Annotated in this window: 30 protein-coding genes; 9 read left to right on the top strand and 21 right to left on the bottom strand. The window is 47.3% G+C overall.

Annotation, left to right across the window (positions count from 1 at the left end; genetic code table 11):
• Positions 1 to 6: 6 nt before the first annotated feature.
• The 4 genes from KNO75_RS03990 to KNO75_RS03975 all read left to right on the top strand — a co-directional run bounded on the left by KNO75_RS03990 (position 7) and on the right by KNO75_RS03975 (position 3,750).
• The gene (locus tag KNO75_RS03990) at positions 7 to 705 is read left to right on the top strand and encodes an amino acid ABC transporter permease (RefSeq protein WP_214788057.1); all 699 of its coding nucleotides are present in this window, start codon (positions 7 to 9) and stop codon (positions 703 to 705) included.
• A gap of 132 nt (positions 706 to 837) precedes the next feature.
• The gene (locus KNO75_RS03985) at positions 838 to 1,746 is read left to right on the top strand and encodes an AAA family ATPase (protein WP_214819931.1); all 909 of its coding nucleotides are present in this window, start codon (positions 838 to 840) and stop codon (positions 1,744 to 1,746) included.
• A gap of 1 nt (position 1,747) precedes the next feature.
• On the top strand, positions 1,748 to 2,776 hold the full coding sequence (locus KNO75_RS03980) for a DUF58 domain-containing protein (protein WP_214819929.1): 1,029 nt from the start codon (positions 1,748 to 1,750) through the stop codon (positions 2,774 to 2,776).
• Positions 2,773 to 3,750, top strand: coding sequence for a hypothetical protein (locus KNO75_RS03975; protein ID WP_214817616.1), 978 nt, complete (start codon positions 2,773 to 2,775; stop codon positions 3,748 to 3,750). Before KNO75_RS03980 ends, KNO75_RS03975 begins: the two co-directional genes overlap by 4 nt.
• A gap of 48 nt (positions 3,751 to 3,798) precedes the next feature.
• Here KNO75_RS03975 and cls read toward each other — a convergent pair whose 3' ends face one another.
• The gene (cls, locus tag KNO75_RS03970) at positions 3,799 to 5,265 is read right to left on the bottom strand and encodes a cardiolipin synthase (RefSeq protein WP_214819928.1); all 1,467 of its coding nucleotides are present in this window, start codon (positions 5,263 to 5,265) and stop codon (positions 3,799 to 3,801) included.
• A 109-nt stretch (positions 5,266 to 5,374) separates the two neighbouring features.
• On the opposite strand from cls, the gene KNO75_RS03965 reads away from it, so the two are divergent.
• Positions 5,375 to 6,595 (top strand): cation:proton antiporter, encoded by a 1,221-nt coding sequence (locus KNO75_RS03965; protein ID WP_214819926.1) that lies wholly within the window; start codon positions 5,375 to 5,377, stop codon positions 6,593 to 6,595.
• Positions 6,596 to 6,642: 47 nt separating this feature from the next.
• Here KNO75_RS03965 and KNO75_RS03960 read toward each other — a convergent pair whose 3' ends face one another.
• Complete coding sequence (locus KNO75_RS03960) at positions 6,643 to 7,425, bottom strand: LysM peptidoglycan-binding and 3D domain-containing protein (protein WP_214749086.1); 783 nt, start codon at positions 7,423 to 7,425, stop codon at positions 6,643 to 6,645.
• Positions 7,426 to 7,633: 208 nt separating this feature from the next.
• Between KNO75_RS03960 and KNO75_RS03955 the strand changes: the two genes are divergently transcribed.
• Together KNO75_RS03955 and KNO75_RS03950 are read left to right on the top strand one after the other, a co-directional pair.
• Positions 7,634 to 7,894 (top strand): DUF1294 domain-containing protein, encoded by a 261-nt coding sequence (locus KNO75_RS03955; RefSeq protein ID WP_214794990.1) that lies wholly within the window; start codon positions 7,634 to 7,636, stop codon positions 7,892 to 7,894.
• 159 nt (positions 7,895 to 8,053) lie between these two features.
• The gene (locus tag KNO75_RS03950; protein WP_251126116.1) at positions 8,054 to 8,839 is read left to right on the top strand and encodes a helix-turn-helix transcriptional regulator; all 786 of its coding nucleotides are present in this window, start codon (positions 8,054 to 8,056) and stop codon (positions 8,837 to 8,839) included.
• A 16-nt stretch (positions 8,840 to 8,855) separates the two neighbouring features.
• Here the strand turns inward: KNO75_RS03950 and KNO75_RS03945 are convergent, their stop codons facing one another.
• The gene (locus KNO75_RS03945) at positions 8,856 to 9,614 is read right to left on the bottom strand and encodes a glucose 1-dehydrogenase (RefSeq protein ID WP_214819922.1); all 759 of its coding nucleotides are present in this window, start codon (positions 9,612 to 9,614) and stop codon (positions 8,856 to 8,858) included.
• A gap of 181 nt (positions 9,615 to 9,795) precedes the next feature.
• On the opposite strand from KNO75_RS03945, the gene KNO75_RS03940 reads away from it, so the two are divergent.
• Positions 9,796 to 10,632 (top strand): alpha/beta hydrolase, encoded by an 837-nt coding sequence (locus KNO75_RS03940; RefSeq protein ID WP_214819920.1) that lies wholly within the window; start codon positions 9,796 to 9,798, stop codon positions 10,630 to 10,632.
• Positions 10,633 to 10,668: 36 nt separating this feature from the next.
• Here the strand turns inward: KNO75_RS03940 and KNO75_RS03935 are convergent, their stop codons facing one another.
• From KNO75_RS03935 to bglA, 10 genes are all read right to left on the bottom strand, one after another.
• Entirely contained in the window at positions 10,669 to 11,622 is a 954-nt protein-coding gene (locus tag KNO75_RS03935) for an alpha/beta hydrolase (RefSeq protein WP_214819918.1), read from the bottom strand.
• Entirely contained in the window at positions 11,615 to 12,169 is a 555-nt protein-coding gene (locus tag KNO75_RS03930; protein WP_214819916.1) for a helix-turn-helix domain-containing protein, read from the bottom strand. Before KNO75_RS03930 ends, KNO75_RS03935 begins: the two co-directional genes overlap by 8 nt.
• A 131-nt stretch (positions 12,170 to 12,300) precedes the next feature.
• Complete coding sequence (locus tag KNO75_RS03925) at positions 12,301 to 12,525, bottom strand: excalibur calcium-binding domain-containing protein (protein ID WP_251126114.1); 225 nt, start codon at positions 12,523 to 12,525, stop codon at positions 12,301 to 12,303.
• 149 nt (positions 12,526 to 12,674) lie between these two features.
• A complete protein-coding gene (locus KNO75_RS03920; RefSeq protein ID WP_214819914.1) occupies positions 12,675 to 13,499 on the bottom strand; it encodes an SDR family oxidoreductase in 825 nt (274 codons plus the stop codon).
• 88 nt (positions 13,500 to 13,587) lie between these two features.
• A complete protein-coding gene (locus KNO75_RS03915) occupies positions 13,588 to 13,911 on the bottom strand; it encodes an ArsR/SmtB family transcription factor (protein ID WP_214788098.1) in 324 nt (107 codons plus the stop codon).
• A 69-nt stretch (positions 13,912 to 13,980) separates the two neighbouring features.
• Positions 13,981 to 14,790, bottom strand: coding sequence for an MBL fold metallo-hydrolase (locus KNO75_RS03910; protein WP_251126036.1), 810 nt, complete (start codon positions 14,788 to 14,790; stop codon positions 13,981 to 13,983).
• Positions 14,791 to 14,879: 89 nt separating this feature from the next.
• On the bottom strand, positions 14,880 to 15,515 hold the full coding sequence (locus KNO75_RS03905; RefSeq protein ID WP_214819910.1) for a peroxiredoxin-like family protein: 636 nt from the start codon (positions 15,513 to 15,515) through the stop codon (positions 14,880 to 14,882).
• 15 nt (positions 15,516 to 15,530) lie between these two features.
• Positions 15,531 to 16,100: an NAD(P)H-dependent oxidoreductase gene (locus tag KNO75_RS03900; RefSeq protein ID WP_214819908.1), complete on the bottom strand. Its 570-nt coding sequence runs from the start codon at positions 16,098 to 16,100 to the stop codon at positions 15,531 to 15,533.
• Between the two features lie 126 nt (positions 16,101 to 16,226).
• Positions 16,227 to 16,544, bottom strand: coding sequence for an ArsR/SmtB family transcription factor (locus tag KNO75_RS03895; RefSeq protein WP_214749121.1), 318 nt, complete (start codon positions 16,542 to 16,544; stop codon positions 16,227 to 16,229).
• A 31-nt stretch (positions 16,545 to 16,575) separates the two neighbouring features.
• Positions 16,576 to 18,024 (bottom strand): 6-phospho-beta-glucosidase, encoded by a 1,449-nt coding sequence (gene bglA / locus KNO75_RS03890; RefSeq protein WP_214819906.1) that lies wholly within the window; start codon positions 18,022 to 18,024, stop codon positions 16,576 to 16,578.
• A 136-nt stretch (positions 18,025 to 18,160) separates the two neighbouring features.
• On the opposite strand from bglA, the gene KNO75_RS03885 reads away from it, so the two are divergent.
• The gene (locus KNO75_RS03885) at positions 18,161 to 18,871 is read left to right on the top strand and encodes a GntR family transcriptional regulator (RefSeq protein ID WP_214819904.1); all 711 of its coding nucleotides are present in this window, start codon (positions 18,161 to 18,163) and stop codon (positions 18,869 to 18,871) included.
• Positions 18,872 to 18,905: 34 nt separating this feature from the next.
• Here KNO75_RS03885 and KNO75_RS03880 read toward each other — a convergent pair whose 3' ends face one another.
• The 8 genes from KNO75_RS03880 to KNO75_RS03845 form a co-directional block, all read right to left on the bottom strand.
• Positions 18,906 to 19,457 (bottom strand): suppressor of fused domain protein, encoded by a 552-nt coding sequence (locus KNO75_RS03880; protein WP_214819902.1) that lies wholly within the window; start codon positions 19,455 to 19,457, stop codon positions 18,906 to 18,908.
• A gap of 105 nt (positions 19,458 to 19,562) precedes the next feature.
• A complete protein-coding gene (locus KNO75_RS03875; protein WP_214795018.1) occupies positions 19,563 to 20,150 on the bottom strand; it encodes a hypothetical protein in 588 nt (195 codons plus the stop codon).
• Between the two features lie 122 nt (positions 20,151 to 20,272).
• Positions 20,273 to 20,719 (bottom strand): hypothetical protein, encoded by a 447-nt coding sequence (locus KNO75_RS03870; protein WP_214819900.1) that lies wholly within the window; start codon positions 20,717 to 20,719, stop codon positions 20,273 to 20,275.
• Positions 20,680 to 20,991 (bottom strand): hypothetical protein, encoded by a 312-nt coding sequence (locus tag KNO75_RS03865; protein ID WP_214819898.1) that lies wholly within the window; start codon positions 20,989 to 20,991, stop codon positions 20,680 to 20,682. Before KNO75_RS03865 ends, KNO75_RS03870 begins: the two co-directional genes overlap by 40 nt.
• 130 nt (positions 20,992 to 21,121) lie before the next feature.
• Positions 21,122 to 21,919, bottom strand: coding sequence for a DUF58 domain-containing protein (locus KNO75_RS03860; protein ID WP_251126035.1), 798 nt, complete (start codon positions 21,917 to 21,919; stop codon positions 21,122 to 21,124).
• On the bottom strand, positions 21,879 to 22,802 hold the full coding sequence (locus KNO75_RS03855) for a hypothetical protein (RefSeq protein ID WP_251126034.1): 924 nt from the start codon (positions 22,800 to 22,802) through the stop codon (positions 21,879 to 21,881). The genes KNO75_RS03860 and KNO75_RS03855 overlap by 41 nt, the downstream gene beginning before the upstream one ends.
• Before the next feature lie 204 nt (positions 22,803 to 23,006).
• Positions 23,007 to 23,477, bottom strand: coding sequence for a DinB family protein (locus tag KNO75_RS03850; protein WP_214819896.1), 471 nt, complete (start codon positions 23,475 to 23,477; stop codon positions 23,007 to 23,009).
• 108 nt (positions 23,478 to 23,585) lie between these two features.
• Positions 23,586 to 24,848 carry an NCS2 family permease gene (locus KNO75_RS03845; protein WP_214795032.1) on the bottom strand — a complete coding sequence of 421 codons (1,263 nt, stop codon included), beginning with the start codon at positions 24,846 to 24,848 and terminating at the stop codon, positions 23,586 to 23,588.
• Positions 24,849 to 24,883 lie beyond the last annotated feature (35 nt).

Below are 24,883 nucleotides of genomic sequence, written 5' to 3'. Positions count from 1 at the left end.
GTCGCTATGACGTTCTCAGACATCAAATGGGACGCCATTTTTGACGTAGACCTAGCTATCGAGTCGCTTCCTTATTTGCTAGGAGGATTGCCGAATACGCTTTGGATTTCTTTCACGAGCATGTTCTTCGGTCTTGTGCTCGGTTTACTGTTAGCGTTAGGGAAGTTGTCTCCAACGCGCCTCCTTCGCTATCCGTCGACGTTTTATATCTCGTTCATGCGTGGCGTGCCCATTCTGATTATCTTGTTCATCCTCTATTCGGGGTTCCCCTTCATCGGCATCGAATTTGCCGCATTGACAGCAGCGATTCTCGGATTCAGTTTGAACTCCGCCGCTTATATCGCCGAGATTATCCGCTCCTCGATTCGGGCGGTTGATGATGGTCAGGTCGAGGCGGCCCGCTCGCTCGGGATGGGGAAATGGTTGACGCTCAAAGGAGTCATCTTGCCACAGGCGACACGGATTGCCCTCCCCCCGCTCTCGAACGTCTTTCTCGATTTGATCAAAGCAAGTTCCCTTGCGGCGATGATCACCGTCCCTGAGATATTCAATAAGGCGAAAATCGTCGGAGGTCGTGAATTTGATTATATGACGGTTTACATTGTCGTAGCATTGATTTACTGGGCGATTTGTACGTTCATGTCGTTCTTCCAAGAATGGCTCGAACGTCATTTTGAACGATATTTAGATTCTCCAAAACGATGACTGACTGGCTGACGCCGGTTGGTCTTTTTTATCGATTCATCATTATGTACTCATTCATGATTTTCCGCACATCTCAATCGTCGATTATGCTATGATTTTCTTAATTATCAGAAAAATATAGGGGGATTTTGAATGGTGCATCCATGGGTTTCACATTTAAATGATCAAGTCATCGGGCAATCAAAAGCAATCAAGCTTGCCTCGATCGCATTATTGTCAGGGGGGCACGTCTTGCTCGAAGACCGACCTGGGACAGGAAAAACGACTCTCGCGCGTAGTCTGGCGAGTTCCGTCTCAGCGGCGTTCCAACGCGTACAATGTACGCCGGACACATTGCCAAGCGATATTTTAGGAATGGAACTGTTCAACCCGACGACGGGGGCGTTCGAACGTCGGACGGGTCCAATCTTTACATCCATCCTTCTTGTCGATGAGATTAACCGCACAACACCACGAACACAATCGGCCTTGCTTGAGGCGATGCAGGAGCGGCAAGTGACGCTCGGGGAAGTGTCACTTCGGTTACCGGAGCCTTTCTTTATGATTGCCACACAAAACCCGTTCGACGGGCAAGGGACATTCCCGCTTCCGCAAGCCCAGTTAGATCGATTCCTGTTCAAATTGACACTTGCTCCCCTGTCACGAGATTCAGAACGTCGTTTGATTCGAAACGAGCATCTGTCGACGGAACCGTTCTCGCTGCAACGTGATGAGCTGTTGAAGATGCAACAAGAGGTACGCGATGTGAAGTTCCATGAGGCGATGGAGGACTATCTCCTCGATTTGATGGAATCGCTCCGACATCACCGGGATATCGAGGTCGGTCCAAGTCCAAGGGCGACACTTGCCTATACGATGGCAGCTCGGGCACATGCCTATATGGAAGGACGGGACTTCGTTTCTCCAGAAGACATCCGGGCACTTGCTCTTCCTATCTTAGGACACCGCATCGTCTTGACGGTCGAGGCTTCCTTAAAAACGAAGCCGACGAAACTCATCAAATCTGTACTCGAGACCATCCCGGTCCCATCAGAGGTGTAAGATGCAGTTAGTCAGCCCACGCTATCTCGAGTCCGGATACATGTGGCTCTTGTTTGTCGTCGGGGTCTTCACGGCGCTATATGGGAATGTCTTAATTGCAAGCCTGTTGATCGGGTTCAGTCTTTATGCCTTGGTCATGCCCGCTTTCATGTTTCGGTTGGCGGAACAAGTGCATGTCGACCTCACCGAGGAGCTAAAACTGTTCCCGAACGATGACGCCATCTATGTGTTAAAACTCGTATCTACCGCAAAAGTACCACTTGGAGTCGTCCGCCTCTCTGGTTATCTGCATCCGACGGTAGAGTCAGAAGGTCACGCGTTTTGGCGACAAGAGAATTTTGTTGAGACGAATGCAACCGTCGACTTTACCATCCCGCTCCATGCGAAGAAACGCGGCCCGATCCGTCTTGAGGCAATCGGGATGGAGATTCGTGACCCGTTACGGATGTTCTCTTTATACAAAGAGGACGCGCTTCCTCGAATCGGATATGTATTCCCTGAGTTTTCACCGTACCCAATCCCGAAACGGCCGCCTACCCTTCCTGGGGAGGAGATGGTCCGCCATAGCGCCTATCGTGACCCGGAAACGTTCCAGTCGGTAACACCTTATCACGGACAGCCGATGCGACAACTGTATTGGTCGGCCTATGCGAAGACAGGTGAACTGCTGGCCCGTACGGAGCAACCTGTACAAGCGAATGAATATGTCATCGTCCTCGATTTGTTGACGAAAGACGGACGTGCCCTCACCTATCAGATGGAGCGACTCATCTCACAAGCTGCGGCCTTATGCCGAGATTTTGAGAAAGAGAACGCGAGTTATGGCCTGATTGTCCCGACACTTACGAAAGACGGGATCACGTACGATTTACCGCCTGGAAGTGGAGAAGTCCATTTCCGTAAAATTATGACGACGTTCGCCTGTCTGTCAGAGAGCGATTTTCCATTGGCTCGTTCGTTGTTCGAACGAAAAGTCGCCAAGTACAGTGGGAATCAATCGATTTTACGGCTAGGAGGTGAAGGTCAATGAGATGGTTATGGTGGGTCTTTTCAGCATTTTATATCGGCCATGTGTTTCCTTTGCTCTTTTTATTGACGCTTCGTCTCCCTCGGAACACCCAACTCATCGTGCAGACGGTCATGAGTATCGGTGCCCTGTATTTCTCATACGAGATGAGCATCTTGCTTTTGGTATTCACATACGTGCATGCGTTTATCCGAACGTTGGATTGGACAGATCGTTACGCGATGGCGAGTGTCCTGTTCCTAGTGGCGGACTGGTTGTTCCCACCGGCGACACAACCGCTCGCGATGGTGCTCTTTCCGTTCATCTTTTTAATTTGGCAACGAAACTTATATTATCGTCGTGACTATAAACGTATGGTGACGATGCTTGTGCTCGGTCTGGGAATCGGGTTAGCCGTTTCTCTCATCCTGCGTACGATCAAAGAGCTGTTGTTCGGAAATGTCATCGCCTGGATCAGCCCTTTCTTCTTATGGATCGGTAGCTGGTTCGACGGAATTGTACTCGACCCGAATGATCGAGTGAACCGCATTCTCGTCCCAGACAATCCGAACATCGATGCAGAGACGGTATCGCAGGAGACGCTACTCGAGACCGCTTCGAACGAGTCACTGTTTTTCATCGGCATCTTTGTTGTCACCTTGTTGATTGGTGTCGGTTTGTTCTTCTATCTACAGAAGCGAAAAGATATCCAGGAAGGTGGAATGATTCCAAAAAGTATTCACCACCCAACGCTTTCAGATAAACGTATCGTCCGCTCGCCACGGCAAATCCAGCTCCTCGAAACAGGTCGGAAGCTCGAGCAACTTCAACCACGTCTGCGCGAAGAGACGGTGTCTGATTGGCTTCAGCGAATCGAGTTCACGGACCATACGTTGTACGCTGAATGGCTAGAGGCGGCGGAGTATGGAGATAAGGAAGCCCCGAAAGACGTGAATGAGTCATTCGAGCGTCTTGTCACACAGTTGAAGAAACGATAAAAAACATCCGGTCATGAGGAAACCCTCTGCCGGATGTTTTGCTTTGCGTTATAAAATTGGACTGAGGAGGCGTGACACGCTCTCCTTGAAGCGAATCCAACGGGTCCTTGACTCATATCGTTCAATCGTCAACCGCTCCGCACGGGCCTCGTCCCGTTCGAATGCATCGATGACCGATTGTGCGACATCTCGGTCAAAGACGAGTGCTGAGATTTCAAAATTGAGGCGGAAGCTTCGGGCATCGATATTCGTCGTTCCGATCGAGGCGACTTCTCCGTCGATGACGAGGGTCTTCGCATGAAGGAACCCTTCCTCGTACGTAAACACCTCTGCCCCGTAACGTACGAGTTCTGCCGCATTTGCATAGGTCGCCCAGTAGACAAACATATGGTCCGGCTTATTCGGGATCATCAGTTTGATTTTTGTGCCTGCTATGAGCGCAATTCGGCAGGCATCGAGGAAGCTCGCATCCGGAATAAAGTAAGGAGTCTGAATGTAGATACATTCCTTCGACTGCGTGATCATTTTGACGAGCATGTTCTTCAGATGCTCCGTCGAGGAGTTCGGTCCCGATGTCACGATTTGAACCGGGGAAGCGTGATGTGAGACTCCTTCCACCGGCCATATGAAATCGTCTTTTTGCGCCTTCGTTTTCGTCGGGACTGAGCGATTCCAATCCAAGATGAACCGTTCGAGCAATTCCTTGACGGCGTCGCCAGAGATGCGCAGATGGACATCGCGCCAATAGCCGAAGTGCTCATCTTTTCCGAGATATTCATCCCCGACGTTGAAACCGCCAATATAGCCGAGTCCACCGTCGATGATACAAAGTTTTCGGTGATTTCGATTGTTCACACGGAAGTTGATCCCAAGTTTTGAGGGGAAGAAGGATTTGACTTCCCCGCCGTGCGCGAGTAGGTCCTTGAAATGTTTATGTCTCAGTCCCCTCGACCCGACAGCATCATAAAGGAGACGGATACGTACCCCTTGTTTCGCCTTCTCCGTTAGCAGACGAATGAGTGACTGGCCAAGCGCATCATTTTGGATGATGTAATATTGAATATTGACTTCTTTCGTCGCTCGTTCAATGTCTTGAAACATTTGATCAAATTTTTCCGTTCCGTCGTGCAAGACACTGATATCGTTGTGGAACGACATCAGTGCATTCGTCGACACGAGGTTCAGACGAGCAAGTCGACGATATTTCAATAGCAGCGGATGGTCGAACGGTGCGAGGGTACGGTCGAGTTGGTCGAGCTGTTCTTCGACATGATGATGGTACGCCTCGCGTTTCTCTTCTTCGACTTCATAAAAGTTTTGAGATTTGATCAGTCGACCAAAGAAGATGTAGACGAAGAAGCCGATGAGCGGTAGGAAGAAGAGGACGAGTAACCACGCCCATGTCGTACCGATATCCCGCCTTTCAAAGAAGATGATGGTGATGGCGAACGTGAGATTAAGTAATAAGATGAGCCATGTCAATATGACGATGATGAGTCCGATAGTCACTTCCATCGTATCCCTCCCTTTCATTCAATTCTTACCCGAAATCAAGCAATGTTAGCAAATATTTTTCATGATGTGGGTATACATATAGGAAGAAGTAATGAAACGGGGGAAGTTTATGGAAGACATGATGATCGGGTTCAGCTTACTTGTCCTTATCGGTGCACTTTCACAGCTATTGGCATGGCGGTTTGACTTCCCGGCCATCTTGATTATGACCGTTGCCGGAATTTTGGTCGGTCCGATTTTCGGTTGGTTGGAACCCGATCAGATATTAGGCGACCTCTATAGTCCCCTCATCTCGATTGCGGTGGCCCTCATCTTATTTGAAGGAAGCTTAAGTCTCGAATTTAAGGAGATTGATGATTTAAGGAGACCGATTTTTCGTCTCGTCACAGTGGGCGTATTCATCTCGTTCATCCTGACATCGCTATTATTGATATTTATCGGTGATTTTCATTGGTTACCCGCCTTCACACTCGGCGCCATCTTTGTCGTGACAGGACCGACCGTGATCATTCCGCTGTTACGGCAAGCGAACTTATCACTTCGACCCTCAAAAGTGTTGAAGTGGGAAGGAATCATCGTCGACCCGCTCGGCGCTCTGATGGGCCTATTCGTTGTTCGGATCGGATTCATCTTGTATCAGAACGACGGGCTCGCAAGCCATCTACCGTTCTTTTGGTCTTGTATCGTCGCTGTCGCCTTTGGGATTGCGGTTGGTCATTTACTCATCCGCCTATTCGGAAATGAGAAAGTGCCAGAATATTTACGGACGACGTTGACCTTCTCCGGCGTCCTTCTCGTCTACTCCATCAGCGAATGGGTCATGCACGAGGTCGGATTGTTGGCCGTGACGGCGATGGGCTTGACGATGGCGAATTCCAAGCATGGTCATCTCCATATTTTGAAACAGCTTCGTGAGTTTAAAGAGAATATCTCAATCTTGCTCGTCTCGACCGTATTCATCATCTTGACCGCGAGTTTGACGCGAGATAGCTTACTCGCCGTCTTCGATTGGCCGCTCCTCTTATCGATTATTGGAATTTTATTTATCGTCCGTCCCGTCTCAGTACAAACGTCGTTACTTGGATCACCTTTGACGACGAAAGAACGGGCACTCATCAGCTGGATTGCCCCTCGTGGAATCGTCGCCATGACGGTGACGGCATTCTTCGCCCAAGAGATTGCCGAACTAGGGATTGAAGATGCGGAGCGGATGTTGCCGATCACCCTCGGGCTCGTCGTCACGTCTGTCACGTTACATGGATTGACAATCAAACCGCTCGCCAAACGGTTAGGTTTGACGAAAGTGAAGAATCCTTGGGAGAAAGGATAAACACAAAAAAGACACCGCCCGATGGCAGTGTCTTAAATGAGCTTGAATTAGTTCAAGACTTTGATTGTGATCGACTTGCGACCGAAGTTGAGCGCTTGCTCTTGTGTCGGCATCAAGATGTCGATCTTGTTACCTTTGATGGCACCACCAGTGTCTCCAGCGATTGCTTCTCCGTATCCTTCAACCCATACTTTAGAGCCGAGCGGGATGACAGAAGGGTCGACCGCGATGACTTTTTGGTTAGGGTTCGAACGAACGTCGATACCTGTCGCTGTGATTCCAGAACATCCAGCACAGTATGGTGTATAAGCTGTTGCTTCAACAGTCATTGTCTTACCTGAAGCCGGAGCTTGGGTTTGCGTTGTAGACGATGCTGTTTTCGTAACAGGTGTTGATGTTGAAGTCTTCGGTGCTGATGTCTTCGCATCATTCGCTACCGATGCAGCTGCTGCACCTTTCACGGCGAACTCTTGTCCTGGGAAAATAAGATCTGAATCAAGACCGTTCCAAGTCATCAATTGATTGACAGAGATCCCGTGGTTCAATGCGATACGATAAAGTGTATCACCTGATTTAACTGTATACGTTTTAGATGCAGTAGAAGCTTTTGCTTCTGCCTTTCCAAGTTTCAAGACTTGGTTCGGGTAAATCATATTTGAGTTTAAGCCGTTCGCTTGTTTAATGTCGTTTACAGAGACGTTGTTGTTCACGGCGATACGATAGAGTGTATCTCCAGACTGAACTGTGTGTGTTGATGCTGCCGAAGCTGGAGCAGCGACTCCTAAACTAAGGCCAGCGAGTGCCGTTAGTGTCAATAGTGGTTTTTTCATAAGAATATTCCTCCCTTTTCTAACGCCCCCTTACTGTAACACCTCTATATTTCACAGCGATTACAGGACGATATGAGAGTGATATCAGTTCATTTACAGAACAATTCATGAGGATGAGAGGTTTCAGAAAATTGTTTTAATCCATCAAAACGGCTTTACAGAGCCATTTTAAGATATAATAAAGTATGAAATAAGGAGGTTTTGGTCTTTGGAACTATTACTGCTATATTACATTGTGACTAATTTACTAGCGTTTGTGTCATTTTTTGTCGATAAACGACGTTCTCGCGTCGGGGCTTGGCGGATTTCGGAGCGTACGTTACTGACGATGGCATGGGTCGGTGGGGCGTTCGGGGCTTATTTGGCGATGCGGATCTTCCGACATAAGACATTGAAGCCGAAATTCCGGATCGGGGTACCTGTTGCTATTCTCGTTCATGCCGCATTCACTGGATGGCTCATCTTTTAAGCCTTATATAGAAGAAACACGACAATCAATCTGTTTTTAGATAGTAAGGAATTGTCGGAATCGTCTCCGTTTTTACTAGAACGAAAGTATTTGATCCGTTGAATCGGAGACAAAATATCGAAATGTTACGAATTTGAGGGGAAATGCGCTTTGAAGAGTATGAGACTGACAAGACATGGTGATTCAACGTTTTCGATAACCGATCAGTTCACGATTTTATGGATTGAATCCGGAGTAGTCGATCTGGTGGTGAATGGAGAATGGATCAAACTTGATTCTAATGAAGGATTGATGCTCACAGACGGTCAAAGTTACGTGATTCAACGAATGAAAGAATCGTCTCAAATCGTAAAACTTCAATTTGACCCGTATGAGTTGTTCCATCCCAATATGGCAGAGAGATATGTAAAATCATACGATACTCTCGACAAGTCCATACATATCTTAAAGAAGGAACGGACACCACGCTCCCTAGTTCAGACGATTGAACGTGCCATCCAATATATAGAATCAGAGGGACCGCTCGCAATGATGGATGCGACATTACAATGTACGGTCATCTGGCGTTATTGGATTCAGCAAGAATGTCTGTCGACGAAGCATTCAAAAAAACTGGAGAGCCTCCGAAACATGCTTTCCTGTGTTCATTCACAACTTGAAGACAAACTTTCGTTAGCTCAAATTGCGACCGCGGGAAAGGTGAGTCGTAGTGAATGTTGCCGCTTATTTAAACGATTCGGTGACACGACTCCTCTCGCGTATGTCCAACTTAAAAGAATGGACCGGGCCGCAACCCTGTTAGAGGATTCGACGGAGTCGATTGCTGACATCGCCCAACGTCTGAGCTACTCTAGTGTCAGTCACTTCGTCCAGACGTTTAAAGCACATCATTCGATCACCCCGCTCGCCTATCGAAAAAAATACCAAACGAAAAGAGCCGAATGATTTCGGCTCTTTTCGTTTATCTTGCCGTCCAACCGCCATCTGCTTTCAGCACATCTCCATTTACAAAACTTGAATCGTCCGATGCTAAAAAGAGCGCGACTTTCGCGATTTGTTCTGGTTCACCCATCGGTGCTTCCCCGGCACCTTGAATGGCACGCATCCCCATTTCGCTTGGTGCTGTGATCGTTGAACCAATGTTCGTATTGACGCCACCAGGTGCAATCGCGTTTGCCCGAATCTTGCCGAGCGTACCATGTGTCGCCGCGATGTTTTTCGTTAAACCGATTAACGCATGTTTGGATGCCACATACGCTGCACCACCTCGTGTACCGAACAATCCTCCGACCGAGGCGTTGTTGATGATGACGCCACCACGGTCCTGCTTCTCCATCACTTGAATGGCGGCACGTGAAAGTTTCATCGGTCCGGTCAAGTTGACGGCAAGGACACGGTCCCATAATTCATCTGTCACTTCACCGACGGTCATGAAGTTGTCCATAATTCCTGCATTATTGACAAGAATGTCGACCGACCCAAACGTTTTTTTCGCTGTATCGACGAGTCGGTCGATATCTGACTGATTCGCTACGTTACCAGCGATGCCGACGACATCTCCACCTCCCGTCTTGATCTCTTCGACCACTGCCTGAACAGAATCTTCATTCAAGTCGAAGGCGACGACCCGTGCACCTTCATTCGCGAACAGTTTGGCGATGGCTCGCCCCATGCCAGAACCAGCACCTGTAACGATTGCCGTTTTTCCTGAAAGTTTCACCGAACACTCCTCCTTTACAAGTAAGAACGTACATGAAGCGTGATGACAGCAAGCTACCTGTCACTATGCTATACCCGTATTTGTTAACGTACACATGAAGAAACATGGCGAATTTTCTTCAATTGATGACCAATCCTCTTTATACTTGAGTGGAGACGACTATATAAAGAGGAGAGATGATGTGAGACCATTCCATGCAACGATTCACGGTCAAGGCGACCCTGTTCTTTTCCTTCCCGGTGGGGGATTCACTGGATCACAAGGCCAGTTATTTGTCGAAGCTCTACATAACGATTTCGAAGTACACCTGTTAGATTTACCTGGCTTTGGTGAAAGTGAGGGACTACATACTTATGCGACATCGAAAGTACTCGCGGACTGGGTCGAGGCGTATCGAATCTCACGACAAATTGAATCGGTTCGGCTGATTGGTCATTCGATGGGGGGTGCTATCGCCTTGGCATATGCAGTCCATTATCCAGACCAGGTCAGCCGATTGGTTCTTCTCGATCAAGGACATAAACCAAACGCCATCCTCCCTTATCGTGAATATGGTATCTTCGGATTCACCTTCCCATTACTGCGACTACTGTATCACAACGCACCAAGACGCCTGTTGAGCTGGATGGAAGCACAAGTGAGCACACGTGACTCTATATTTTCCGAAGAACGGTTCCAGCTGTTCTGTAGACGAATCGGGGTCGAACCGACCGCAAACGTTCGAACAGCTTTTGAGCGACCGGCGCGTCTGTCGTCTGGTGGCTTACATTTGTTGTTCGGTTACGACGGGCTTGATTTCACCGACTTGTTACAACGTGTGCAAGTGCCGACGCAACTTCATTATGCGGACTTCACAGGTGTTGATTTGAAGGAGGCGAAACGGACGCTTCATCATGTCAAACGAGCGGAACGACAACTTCATCCCTCTGTACAATTAATTGCCGTACCAGGTGGACACTTCGTTCAGTGGAGCCGTCATTTCTCGATGGGACACGTTGAGCGATTCTTACGTACATAAAAAAGGCAGCGGAACCTTCTCCGCTGTCCTTTTTCGTCATGATGTCCGATTGTGGCGTACGAGCCATTCGTGGAGCTGGTGTTGTAGCTCGGGATGGAGCGGCTGCCTGAGTTGTGAACGATATTGCTTTTTCACGTCCAAAATACTCATCTCACCGTCGAAATGTTTCAACATATGGTCCATGTCCTTAATCTTTTGTACCTCGATCTGTTCCGCGTGGAGTGCGTCGAGCTCGTCAAGATGATGAGCGTCCGTTTGAACGTCTCGGTCTCCCGTCATTGCGAGCGTGGGAATGTGCAACTGAACTAGTCGCTCACGAAGCGACTCATCCGTGAAAGCAAGATGCTCCCGTAACCATTTGGCAGGGAATTTCATCAATTGGATACGCATCGTGTCCTGATCCGTTGCTGTGACGCGTTCGAATAGTTTTTGTTGTTTCCCGATGACCGACTTCTCGTTCAAGCTAAGTCGAAGCAGTTTGCCCTTGATTCCTTTCGTACGTTTCACTTCATCGAGTAAGGCATGCGCCTGTTCCTGCATGCTCGTCTTCAAGGCAACACCGGCCCCCGACAACAGGATGAGACCGGAAACGGATTCACGTTCGGCCGCGAGCGTCGCAACGATACATCCTTCGCTATGACCGAGCAACAAGATGTCTTCTGAGACATGGTCACGAGATTTCAGATAACGGACAATCGTTGCGACGTCATCTACGAGTCCTGTCAGACCGACACTATTTCGATTGCCTCCACTCTTGCCGACCCCTCGTTTGTCAAAGCGTAACGTGACGAAACCTTGTGTCGTCAGCCATTCTGCCAGATCTTTATACAGATTCGACTTGAAGCCGGTCCCGTTCCCGTCGCGGTCCAATCCACCCGTACCCCCGATGAGAATGATGGCTGGAAATGGCGACTGACCATCGTGTGGAGTCGTCATTGTAGCTGCGATGGTTGATTCTCCTTGAATGAATACCTCTTCTTGCTTATACATCATCCTTTTCCTCCTTTTCTTCGACGGGCATGAACGCATACGAGAACTTTCGTAACGTGCGTTCTTTGGATGGCTCATTGTCCAACACATCTTCCAATAAGTCATAGAGACCTCTCAAGAATCGGTCACTTTCAGTATCGGACAGGTAGAGCGGGATACTCCGGAATCCGACTTTGTCTTCCGGGAGATCGATCGAGTCGCGTTTCAAATAGTTCCCGAAATCCATGAGCAGTGACATCGTGAACGTATAGCAGACCATGTACAGTTGCTCGCGGTCCTCCTCCTCGACAATCTTATTGATACTGGTCAACGGGTTGTTTTGAATCGCATATACCTTCTCATACACCCCGCGTACTTTGTTCTCACTGACGACGGATAAGATCTCGTCTTGTACCATCTTATTGATATGGCGATAGAGGCTCGCCTGAGGCACATCTGGAAGTGCTTTTGCCAAATCAGCGGTCGTAACCCCTTCATTCATCAAAACATGTTGAAAGATTTTCATACGAATCGGATTCAACAAACTTTTTAAAACATCTTGATTCATTATCTTCACCTCGATGTTATCATATTTGATAATATTATTATTTTTGATAATATCATACGGTCGAATCGTTGTCTATGTCCATACAAAAAAGCCGCCCTCATAAGGCGGCTGATTCGACACATCCCTTGTGATTAACGTTCACAGGCGATCCCGTCTTGATCACGGTCTTTCGATTTATTCGCATCATACAAAGCTTTATTCACATATGGCGTATACCGAGTTTTTCCGCCTTTGTTTTTCGTCGTCTTCGACTTTGCCACTCCGCCTTTATACACCTTGTTCAGCTCCGTACAATTTTTAAAGCGTTTCGCCGCTGCATCGACCGATTCCGTTGGTGCTACACTCAACCCAATCATGAGAACGAACGTTGACAGTATCAGTAAGATTTTTTTCATCAAATCCCTCCTCTTATCCGTTATATCGGGTGAATTTGTGTGATATTCATCATTGAAAGAGATAAAAAATTCTTTCCGACCCGAATGAAGTCCAAAACAGGTACTTGCTGTTAGTTCTTCTCCACAACACGTCGCACGATGGAGAAAAACACTCGGTTCGGTAGAAAACGCTTGAGCGCGATCAGTAGTCCCGCCTGTTTACCCGATGGATAACGAAGTCGTTTCTTCCGGTCGTTCGCTGCACGCCAAATCGTCTCAGCGACAACATCGGGCCCTTCGGCATTCGCACCAGCTGCGTTCGTGTTATGAAGTGCGACCTCTGTATAGTCATCATATACATCAAGAGGTTGATCGCGAACGAGTTCTTGGGAACGGCTATAAAAGTCTGTCTTAATCGGTCCCGGTTCAATCAACTTCATGTCAATATTAAACGGTGCCAGTTCGAACTGAAGCGATTCGATGAATCCTTCAATCGCCCACTTTGAACTGTGATACAAGCTATAGATTGGGAATGTGATTTGGCCACCGACTGAAGACACGGTCACAATCCGGCCGCTCCGCTGTTCACGTAAATAGGGAAGCGCTGCCCGAATCACGTTCATGACACCGAAGACGTTCGTATCAAATTGCCGCTGAATCTGTTCAGGCGAGGCTTCTTCGAAAATCCCGACTGCTCCATATCCGGCATTGTTTAATAACACATCGATCGTTCCGTGATCGGAGACGATTTGCTCAAAAGCGTCACGAATACTCGATTCGTTCTTCACATCTAGCTGATAAAGCGACACACCTTTCAAATTCGACAATTCTTGATGGTCTTCAGGTTGTCGCATCGTCGCGGCGACATGCCAGCCTCGTTTGCTGAACAGTTCGACGGTAGCTCGACCGATTCCGCTTGACGCTCCTGTGATGACAATCGTTTGTTTCTGCTTCATATTCATTCTCCTTATAACGTTTATATGTTTAAACTTTTAAACTAATTAGTGGAAAAGAAGCCCTTCTCTTTGTTTCCAAAAAGAAAGGTCAAAGGATGCATTCGTCTTCGATTGCGCGCGTCAGTGCCTTCAGCAGTCCGACCGCGTCCTCGAGCGTCAAGAAGTAAAAGTTCTCTGTTCCGACTTTCTCTGATGAGACGATGCCCGCTTGTCGCAACAGTTTGAGATGATGTGAGATGGCCGGTCGAGACAGCTCGATCTTTTCATCAATCTGATTGACGTTCAAGCGTTCATGTTTGGCGATCTCGACGATGATACGTTGACGATTGACGTCGGCCAATACTTGGAACAACGGGATCGCATCTTCAAATAAAGATAACGATAACTCAGGTGTAGCATCTGGTTGCTTCATATCCATCACTCCGTTTAAAAGTTTAAACGTTTAATCCTGTATTTAGAATACTAGGTGCCCCGCCTTCTGTCAACGAAGTTGTTCGTACACTTCACGCAGAATGCTTGAAATCATATGTCTCGAATCATAATCTCGCTTTGAGATTTGGACGAGAGGTGACGGTTCGGGAAAGAGCTGGGCATTGATGTCGTCAATCGTATAGCCTGCTGCGGTTTTTGATAGCACGTTATCAGTCAAGCGTTCTAGATAATCGAGCTTTTTGGTCAGTTGCTCTCTCCCCTGTTCGAGACGCCCGGCGTGTTGGCAATATACTTCCTCAAAATCAAGACTCAGGACACGTTTGAGCGAGCGGATCTGTTCGGGGACGGACTCCTCCGGAATCATCACTTTCGGATACGGATGGACGAACAAATCACCGGAGAACAGTCGACCGTTCTCCTCATCGAATAAGACGACGTGATTCGGTTCATGTCCGGGTGTGTGAATCACCTCATATGAATGATGTTCCGACGTGATTTGATTGTCATGATAGGCGATTGGTTGAAACGGTTCCGGGTCACCGGAGAAGAGCGCCCGGTAATCCGGGATGTCTAGCCCCGTTCGGCACATTTCCACCGCGGATTCACGTATGTAGATCGGTACCCTGTACGTTTGATCAAGCCAAGCGGCCGTGCCGATATGGTCTTCGTGAGGGTGTGTGATACTGACAAGATCGATGGGGACCGATTTATAAAACGACTGGAGAGCCGGTAGCATCGTCCGTGTCCCGGTATCGATGATCATGCCGTCGATGTAATACACATACATCGACATTTCGAATGGACCGTTCTTTACGTTGGCACTAACGGCCGTGACTGGTCCATAGTTCTTTACTTGCATCATGTGTCCCTCCTATATCTCACTTTTCTTCATTATAGCGAAAAAAGCCAAGCAATCTCTTATTTCTGAGAATTCCTTGGCTTATCTTCTTATAAAGAGGCTATCACTCGCTCCGGATCCGGTCGAACCATATAATCAGGGTCCGCCTCGGCAAATTGGATTGTACCATTCTGGTCGATGACAAAAGTCGCAGGTACAGGAAGGCGCCACGGATTCGCGTCTCCATTATAATGCGCGAGTTTAAGTCCAAAGTCCGTTTCATATGTTTGAATCAAGTGATCTGGAAAATCGAAGAGTAAGCGATAAGATTCTGCCACCTGTTGATTGGGGTCACTGAGCACTTCAAATGTCAGATTGTTCTTTTCGGACGTCGACAAGGACTCATCTGGCATTTGAGGGCTGATGGCAACGAGTTGTGCCCCTTTCTGTTTGATTTTCGGCAAAATGCGTTCATACGCCTTCAATTCGAGATTACAGTAGGGGCACCATCCCCCTCGATAAAAGTTCAAAATTACTTTTCCATCTTGCAATAATTCTGACAAGGTGACTTTTTCACCCGTAGCGTTGACGAGCTTAAAGTCAGGAGCTTTTTCCCCTACTTGTAACCCTTGACCGACTCCTGATTCAATCAATGACGCTGTCGCTTCTGCAACACTCTGTTTAACATGGACAGGTGCACGACCTAAGAATCGGTCCCGCACCGCTGCTAATTCTTCCCGAAGCATGTGACCTCTCTCCTTTTACGACTGATTTGCTGTCATTTCGAACACATCTTCCAAATGAGCTTGGAGTTCACGCTTATAAAGAGTGATGTCCGGGTTCGCGATCACGTCATGCGCCCCAAAACTCTTCAACGGTTCCATTCCGATGAACTGCTGAGCATAGTGCAGGTGCGCGATTGAATCTTCAAAGTCTTTACCAGCGAAGAACCCTTCAACATTGTTATATTCTGTGACAGGGGCGTTCCATGTTGTCGAAAACATATATTTCTTCCCTTTCATCAATCCACCTTTTCCATACCCTTCAGCAGCACCGACGAAGAAGACACCATATTCGTACACTTCATCCATGTATTTTTTGAATTTTGCCGGGAGCGAGAACCAGTAGATTGGTGTTTGGTAGATGACGACGTCTGCCCATTTATATTTTTCTTGCTCTTCTTTGATATCATAACCGGCATCGATGACCGTCGTTTTCACTTCGTAGGCTCCGTCGAGTGTTTGAACGATTTCGTCGAACATCGTCTTGTTCAATTCACCCTTTGCAAAGTCATAGTACTCATGTCCGTTGATAACTAATACGTTTTTCATCATTCAAAACTCCTTAGAAAATTGTTTTATAGTTCGATAACCATCAAACTAAAGGTATCGTATCACCGTAAGTTATACTTCGCAAGCATTTTGATCATAAAAAAAGCATGCGCTCGAAGCGCATGCTTATAAGTCTTCATCTTTTACGGCGAACACAGAACTTAATAATCCAGGGAACTTCTGTTCAATCTCATCTTTTCGGAGCGAATAGTAATGCTCTTTTCCTTCGATGCGTCCTTTGATCAGCCCAGCTTCCCTCAAAATTTTGATATGATGGGACACCGTTGATTTATTCAACATCAATTCGAGCGAATAAGTGGAGCAGTTGTTTTCACCAGATTCTCTAAGGCATCGAATGATGCGTAATCGGTTCGGTTCACTCAGTGCGTGAAGGACTTTCGTATACGGTATGGTATCGATTGATGGATGATGTAATGGTTTCATAAGGCCATTATACAAATCAATTCTGAAATTCTCAAATTTCTCTGTTCAGACTTTCCCCATTCGTTGCGATGACACGCTTATACCAATCGAACGAGTCTTTCTTCATCCGCTCCATCGATCCGTTCCCTTCGTTGTCACGGTCGACATAAATCATCCCGTACCGCTTCTTCATCTCCCCTGTCGTAAAGGAGACGATATCAATGATGCCCCAAGGCGTGTAGCCAATCAAGTCGACCCCGTCATAAATAACGGCTTGCTTCAATTGTTCGATATGGGCTTTCAAATAATCGATTCGGGCCGCATCATGTATCTTTCCGTCGACGATCTCATCGACCGCACCGAATCCATTCTCGACGATGAAGAGCGGAATCTGATAACGGTCATATAAACGGTTGAGCACATAGCGGAGACCGACCGGGTCAATCGCCCATCCCCAGTCACTTGACTGGATGTACGGATTCTCGACACCATTCGGTAGGCCACCGTTCACGATATCCCCGTGATTGTCCGCGACGACATCACTTTTCACGGTCGTCGACATATAGTAACTGAAGCCGAGATAATCGACCTTCCCGTTCTGTAAAATCTCTTCGTCTCCTTCAAGGATCGGGATGTTATACCCTTCCCGCTCAAACTCGTTCAAGGCGTAGCTCGGATAGAAGCCACGTACTTGTACGTCCGGGAAGAAATACCGTTGACGCATCATCTCTTCGGCGAGCATGACGTCGTCCGGGTTCGATGAGTATGGATAGATCGGGACATGCGACACCATCGCCCCGATTTCAAAGTCCGGATTGATTTCTTTCCCTTTGGCGACAGCGAGGGCGCTCGCAATCAGTTCATGGTGTCCGGTCTGATACATGACTTCACGCGCGTTCTCGCCTTCTTCTAGGAGGACGCCTGAATTCGTCCATAAGAAGAGCGGGTTGTTGACGTCCATCTTGTTGTTGATTTCGTTGAACGTCATCCAGTATTTGACCTTGTCTTTGTAGCGGTCGAAGCAGACCTCGGCGAAACGGACGAAATGCTCGACAACCTCACGATTGCGGAAGCCACCGTATTCACGAGCAAGGTGGAGCGGCATCTCAAAATGAGAGAGTGTGATGATTGGTTCGATGTCGTGTTTGAGTAGCTCATCGAACAAGTCGTCATAAAACTGAAGACCCGCCTCGTTCGGCTCTGCATCATCGCCGTTCGGGAAGATGCGACTCCACCCGATCGATGTACGTAAACAGTTCAATCCCATCTCGGCGAAAAGAGCTACATCTTCTTTATAACGATGATAAAAGTCAATTGCCTCATGGTTTGGGTAGAATTCGTTCGGCTCAACCTTGTCCGTGATACGACGCGCGACGCCATGTGCACCTGCCGTCAAGACATCGACGACACTCGGTCCTTTGCCGTCAGCGTCCCAACCACCCTCGAATTGATGGGCGGCAAGTGCGCCTCCCCATAGAAAGTTTTTCGGTAACGTCTTCATCCTCTATTCCTCCTTCACATGAATCATACACGTCAAGTATAATTGTACCGGTACAATTAAACAAGGTTGATACAATAAAACAATTTTGTTTTTTCATGATATAATAGAATCAGTGACGAAAAAGTGAGGAATAACCATGTTAAAATACCAACAGATCGCAAATGAAATCGAACAATACATCCATGAACAAAACTTAAAACAAGGGGATAAATTACCTGTCCTCGAGCAGATGATGAATCAATATGCGGTGAGCAAGAGTACGATCACGAAAGCTTTAGAGCTCCTCGAACGAAAAGGTATCATCTTTCAACTCCGTGGTAGTGGCATTTTCGTCAGACGCCATAATCGTCCCGGTTATATGAGTCTCTTTTCCACTCAAGGATTCAAGAGTAACCTTGGAAATCGAATCTTGACCTCTGATGTACTCGATATGTCTGTCGTGAAGCCAGACGCGATGGTTGCAGAAAACCTCGGGATTGACGTAACTGACGATGTATACCGTGTCGAACGGGTAAGGTATGTGGATGGCGAAGTGCTTTGTCATGAGGAATCGTATTATGTGAAAGCCATCGTCCCTTACTTGAATCGAGAGATTGTGGCAGATTCCATTTTCGATTACGTCCAAAGTGCGCTCGGTGTCACAATTGGTTTTTCTGACATGTATCTACAGGTCGGTCGATTGACTGAAAGTGAAGCGGAATACCTCGGTTTGCATGAGGATGATCCGACGCTTCGTATCGAAACAATCTTTCATCTGACGAATGGGAAGCCATTCGACTACTCACGCATCACTTATCATTACGCACATTCGCAGTTCGTCATTCAGGCGAACGGCCCCTATATGTAAAGAAACCCCTCATGCGCGCATGAGGGGTTGTTTGTTAGACAAGTTCTTTTCGGTTCAAATCGAATAGCTCGCGATCCGTCTCATATAGGAGTTCGTCAAACCGTTCGGTTCCGTGTTCTTCGATGAACAGCTCTTCTGAAGGGTAAATCGGTACAAACCAGACGATTAGGACGCTCTGCTCCTTGTTTTTATACGTGAGGAACGACTCATCTGAGTAAAAAGGAGCGGTCACATAGACCGAAGAAAATGAATATTGTTCGATCACTTCCTCTGGCAGTTCGTAGAGTTCGCCCAACTCGAACGCCTTGTGCGTTCTAATCGCATAAAGGGTCAGCTGCAACATCAATTCAGCAAACTCATCTTTGACATGCTGTTGATTGAAGCGGAACAGCAACTCTTGGTGAGCGATCGAACCATTTTCGAATTGAAGTGTATGCCAATGTAGTCCTAATGTCGAAATACTTGTGATTTTAGAGGACTCGTCTTCAAGTTCGATGATTTGAACATCATCTTCTAGCAAGTGAGGGATATCATACCCGCTGACGAACGTGCCACAATGTTTTTCTAGATGTTCTAAATAGTTCATATTCCATCCCTACTTTCTCATAATTGGTGTACTGTTTGATTCGGGTTTTGAGTTTGATGGACTCAATCGATTGACGCAAACTCACTTCTTCTTTACTTGGGTCATTCAAAATACTTTGATGTCTCCATTCACGTGATCCAAGAGATAATATGTATCATGGGCATCGTGCGCGAAAACAAAATTTCTTGCGATGTTCGGATGAAATTCAGCAGTGAACGTTTCAATTGTTTGCTCGTGTGTCGGAAATGAAAGGGACTGCCACACTTTCTTCGTTTTCGGAATCTGAAGCTGAGGCAATAGTTCGTCAACAATCAATGTCTTCCAATCTGCGTCATTTAACATGAAACGATATACATTCTTACGGGAACCAAACGTTCCACCTAAACAAAATGATACCTCAATCGGGAATACACCCATAGTGACATATTCGAAAAATGTCTCGATATTGGCTATCTCCGTTGTCTCGACACGATTTACTTGTTTCCCTTGGAGTGTCAAACCGTCTTCATAATAACTCAGAATCCAGTCCGTCTCTCCTCGTAAGACGATGACCTCATTCGAAGAGAGAGTCAATTCCGACTCTAATAACTCACGATTTTTGATGGTTTTGGTAGTCAGATGCTCTTCTTGACGTTCAAAAGAGAAGAGATGTTTTCTCGTAGCTCTCACAGTTCGTTTCCGTTCAATGCGCAATGGAAAGTCCTCATCCTTCAGATGTCGAAAAATTAATCGATTTGCTTCTCCTTCTTTCAGTGCATGACTCGGTATGATCACCATTTCTAGTTGTTCATGTTGATTGTATAATTTTTTTGACATCATGTTGTTTTTTGTCTTTTAAGGAACCAATACCCGAATGGCAACATCGCTAACACTGCAAAACCAATCAATCGGATAGTATTCGATGTTGGCTTGTTTGATTCTGCTTCGTCTGAATAGCCATCCGCTCCATCCATCATTCCTTCTTCGGCATTCCCTTCAACACTTTCATGCTCTTCAATCAATAAGGCTTGAAACGCCTCAGTTGAAATCTCATTCCCGCTAATCATCTGTTTTGAATTAGATGTCAACGCCGTCAACATGTCCCCATCATAATCAAACCATGCCGACCTTTCTGTGTATTTCACGAGATGTCCTTGTACGTCCATCAACGTTTTTGGTGTTTCTTTATCAGAACCGAACGTTGAGAACGCATATGTATTTGCAGATTGTTCATACGTCCCGATCACGTTGACCGGTTCGTCGTCCTGAAAGACAGTCGCCACAAATTCTTTTGTCGGGATGAAGGAACATGTCCATTCTTGTAACAAGAGGATGACGGGATATAGGTCTCCAACAACGGACCGAACGTGATGTTCTCACTGTCCGTCATATGATAATTAGCCGGGTCATCTCCCTGAATATGGTCCATCACAATGTCATAAAAATATGCATCTGCAAAACGTTCCGGCGAAGATTCAGTCATCTCGGCTGATACGGTCGTCGTGCTTGCAAGCAGTCCGACACAACATATAAGTAAGCTCGTCATTCGTTGCATGTGTTTCTCCCTTCATCAACCTGAAGATTTCAGCAGCATCGCGTGATTGATGTGAATTAATTCGGCGTGCGGCTGTTTGTGACGACTGACATATGAAGTGAAACGTGATGACGCAACAAACGCGTTCGATTCATGAATCATCGCCAGTCGGACGAGAATGAGCCGTAATTGTTTTCTTCCTTCTCCCAGTGTAACAGTTGTTTTTGTCAAGTCGGTTGATTAACAGCTCCACTTTACAATCTTCTTTGATCAAGTAAGAGACCCAATAGGCCGTCTGTTGAATCAAGTCTTCATATTGCGCATGGAGCCCGTTCCCAAGCGGACCGCTCAAATCAAGGGAAATCGTGAACGTGTCGAGATTTTGTCGTTCGTAGACTTTCGCCTGGACATGTCCAGTCTTTGAGGTGGCGACCCAGTCAATATGCTTGGCCGGCTCTTTCTCATATCGTTTCGCGCTTTGAATCATCAAAGGGTCTTTCAGTGGAGAATGTTTGACGATGCGGTCACCCATCCGAATCATGCGCGATTCGGATATCGGCGATTTCGTGATGGCAGGTAACACGATCCATGAGGGAAGCGTCATCCCCTCATCCGTGAAGAAGAGGGTGCCCAAGTGAAACGGTAAGGTGACACGCATGACACATGTATGAATCGAAGCGGGTCCTCGCTTCACAACAGAGACGGACACGTGATGAAAGTCTTCTTCAATCCGTGAGTCATATGCCCGTGACCCGTTTTCAAAAGCAATCCGTTCATTCCCCTCTAATCGGACTAAAAACGGAACACCAAGTGCAATGATTCGCTCATATCCATCGATGTGGATGATACACGTCGTCTCATCGTCGATGAATAAGAGGTCTTCTTTTTGCCGGATGGAAAACGAGACTTCATTTGAAAGCGTTCGAATGATTCGCTTCCGGATGAACATGACGATTAATAAGGTCCCACATATATAAGAGATGGGCCACACATAAGGCATCCACATCGCGAGAAGACCGAGACTGACATAAGCAGGCCACAGTTGGTCCTGAAGAATGGACGGCGTAGTTCGACTCCTTTTGTATGCGTAATAGGTATGCGTCAAGTTGACGTGTGAACGCTTCTTCACGGTGTGGTGAGATTTCCCCGTTATCATAGCGCGTCTCTAAATAAGTGATCAGTGATGCATCGAGCTCGATTCGTTTCGCCCAGGTCGACAACGTCTCGGACGGGCGGCGACGTTTTTGTGGCGGCAGTGCTGCTTCGAAATGAATCAACTGTTGCCGAATAGCTGAGGCAGGTAATGGATGAAGCGTTCGGTTTATCTGCTCCGTCGAGTTGTCAGAGGTCACTAGCGAGTGATCCTCGATATCTAACTCTTCCTCCTCGATTTGTTTCTTCGATGGGGGTCGTCTCTTCCAAAGCCACCATCCGAGCAAGATGAGCAGTCCGGTAATGATGTACGGGAGGTAGGAGATCTCGTTCGACTCATTTGATTGGGGATTGCCATAAGAAGGCGATTGATCTTTGATCCGCTCTTTCGGTGTGCCACCTGAACCCTCTTCCGAGTCAATCATCGCTCCGTATGGACCGTTCCCTTCCGGTTCTTCATATGGCGCATCCCCACACCAAAAATCGACATCCGTCACTTCGAAAATCCCTAAAAACTTTCGTTTGTCATGACAGTCCGTGACCCAACCCGTGATGTCGCTCCCCGAGATATCTAATGATTGGTAGTAGCGGTATCCTAGTTGACCGGAATAGGAGATGAGGGCGACGAGTAGTAAGGAGAGTAGAATCCCTGATACAAAGATTGTTTTTGCTTGCTTCATGTGTGTTTCCGTTTATGTATAGTCGGCTTAATCGCGTTCATCTGACATAGGGCTCCTCTCATCGAGTGAATCCTTTATTTGGAAATTGGATTAAAAGGATTATATCATAAGGATTAGCGGAATATTCAGTTATTTTCAGACAACAGAAAAAGCCCGTTCATTGAACGAGCATTTGATCTATGAACTTATTAGATTCCTCTTCTTTCATCGCTTGAGGATGGACTCGACTTGATGCATATGGTGCCGGTCATGCTCGATGAATTCTCCGATAATCACATATAGTGAATATGGGACACCTTGATAAGGATCATGTGAGACGCCATTCGCTGTCGTTTTATAAGTCAGTGCTTCTTCACTTAAGGACTCGAGCATCGTGACGAGCGTTCGCCGACTTTGTAGTGATTCCTTCAATACAGCGTCACCTGTCAACTTCTCTGCCCTTTTCGTCGCCCGCGCGTTAAACGAGTCAAAATCAGGGAAAATCATCCCTTCCCCGTTCTTCACCGATGGGATGATGACATTCAACAGATGGTTGTCCCAATGAGCGATATGTAGAATGATTTGTTTTATGGACCACTTCTCCGAGTCTATCTGTTTATTCCAATCCAATTCACTCAGCTTTTCTAACGAATCGAGCCATTCTGTGTACGCTGCGAATTCTTGAATGACTTGCATCCAATCCCCTCCCCGTTCTCTTCAAATTACTGCGATTATAGCATGAACTAGACCTTCCGAATCATTAATAAACGGCACCGTTCGTCATGAACAGTGCCGCACGTGTCTCTATAACCAGACTGGTAATGAGAAGAAAACTAAGAACAATACGGTCAAGACACCGACGACCGGACTGAGCGACCGATAGCCCTTCTTGAACAAGACAATCATCGTGTATGCGATGAATCCGAGTCCGATCCCATCGACGATGGAATACGTGAACGGAATCATGATGATGACAAGAATCGCCGGGAAGGCATGCTCCCAGTTATCGAGCGGCAAATGCTTCACGTTCTGGAACATCATCATTCCGATGATGATGAGAACTGGTGCAATCGCCGTCACGGGGATGATGGCAAAGAGTGGTAGCAATAAAAGTGATACCACATACAATCCCGATGTGACGAACGAAGCAATCCCGCCTCTTGCACCGACCGATATCCCGGCAGCCACTTCGACCGTCGAGACAGTCGGGCTTGATCCGAACATGGCACCGGCCATCGTCGAGAGACCTTGTGCAACGAGACCTTTCGGCGCATCCTTTTCTTTGTCGATTGCCCGTGTCTGATTCTGGATCAAGCTGATGTTTTCAATCAACAAGACGAGCGTCAGTACACCGACCGCGACCAAGAAGAGCGGAGACGCAGATTCCGCGAACGAGATGTTTCCGAATACCGTGCCGAATGACTCGAAGAACGGTGTCAACGAGAAACTACCTGTCCACTCCAGTGTTCCCATCACGGCGCTGAGTCCAACACCGAAACCGATTGTCCAAAGGAAGCTGCTTGGTCCCATCTTCAAGAACAGCAAGATGGCGACGAAGAGTGATAAAAAGGCCACCTGGACGTTACGCTCTCCGAGATCACCGATGTGGAGCAATGCCCCGCCCCCACCTGAGACAATCCCAGCTGCCTCGAGGCCGATCAAAATGAGGAAGAGGCCGAGACCGACCGTCAATCCGTCATGAATGATCGGCGGGAACGCGTTCGCCAATTTACGCGCCACTTTCGTGACCGTCAACAGGACGACGAGTACACCTGAGACGAACGAGACGGCGAGCGCACTTTGCCAACTCAATCCCATCTGTAAGACGAGCGTATACGTGAATAGCGCGTTAATCCCCATTCCCGGTAACAAGAGAAGCGGTAGATTGAAGAATCCCGCAATCAACGTCCCGATGATGCTTGTCAAAATCGCTCCGACGAGCGCTCCCTCGAACGGGAGTCCGGCTTGTGTCAAAATTGCCGCATGTACGGCCGGGATATATGCTGTCGCCAGGAAGTTCAGCACGCCCCCGTATGTTTCTGTTTTCCATTCTGTTTGTTTTGCCATAGGAATCAATCCTTTATTGGCACCCTCACCCACCC

The sequence above is a fragment of the Exiguobacterium sp. s35 genome (assembly GCF_018617535.1).
Classification (GTDB): Bacteria; Bacillota; Bacilli; order Exiguobacteriales; family Exiguobacteriaceae; genus Exiguobacterium; species Exiguobacterium aestuarii.
This window is presented reverse-complemented; position numbering and strand designations above follow the sequence as displayed.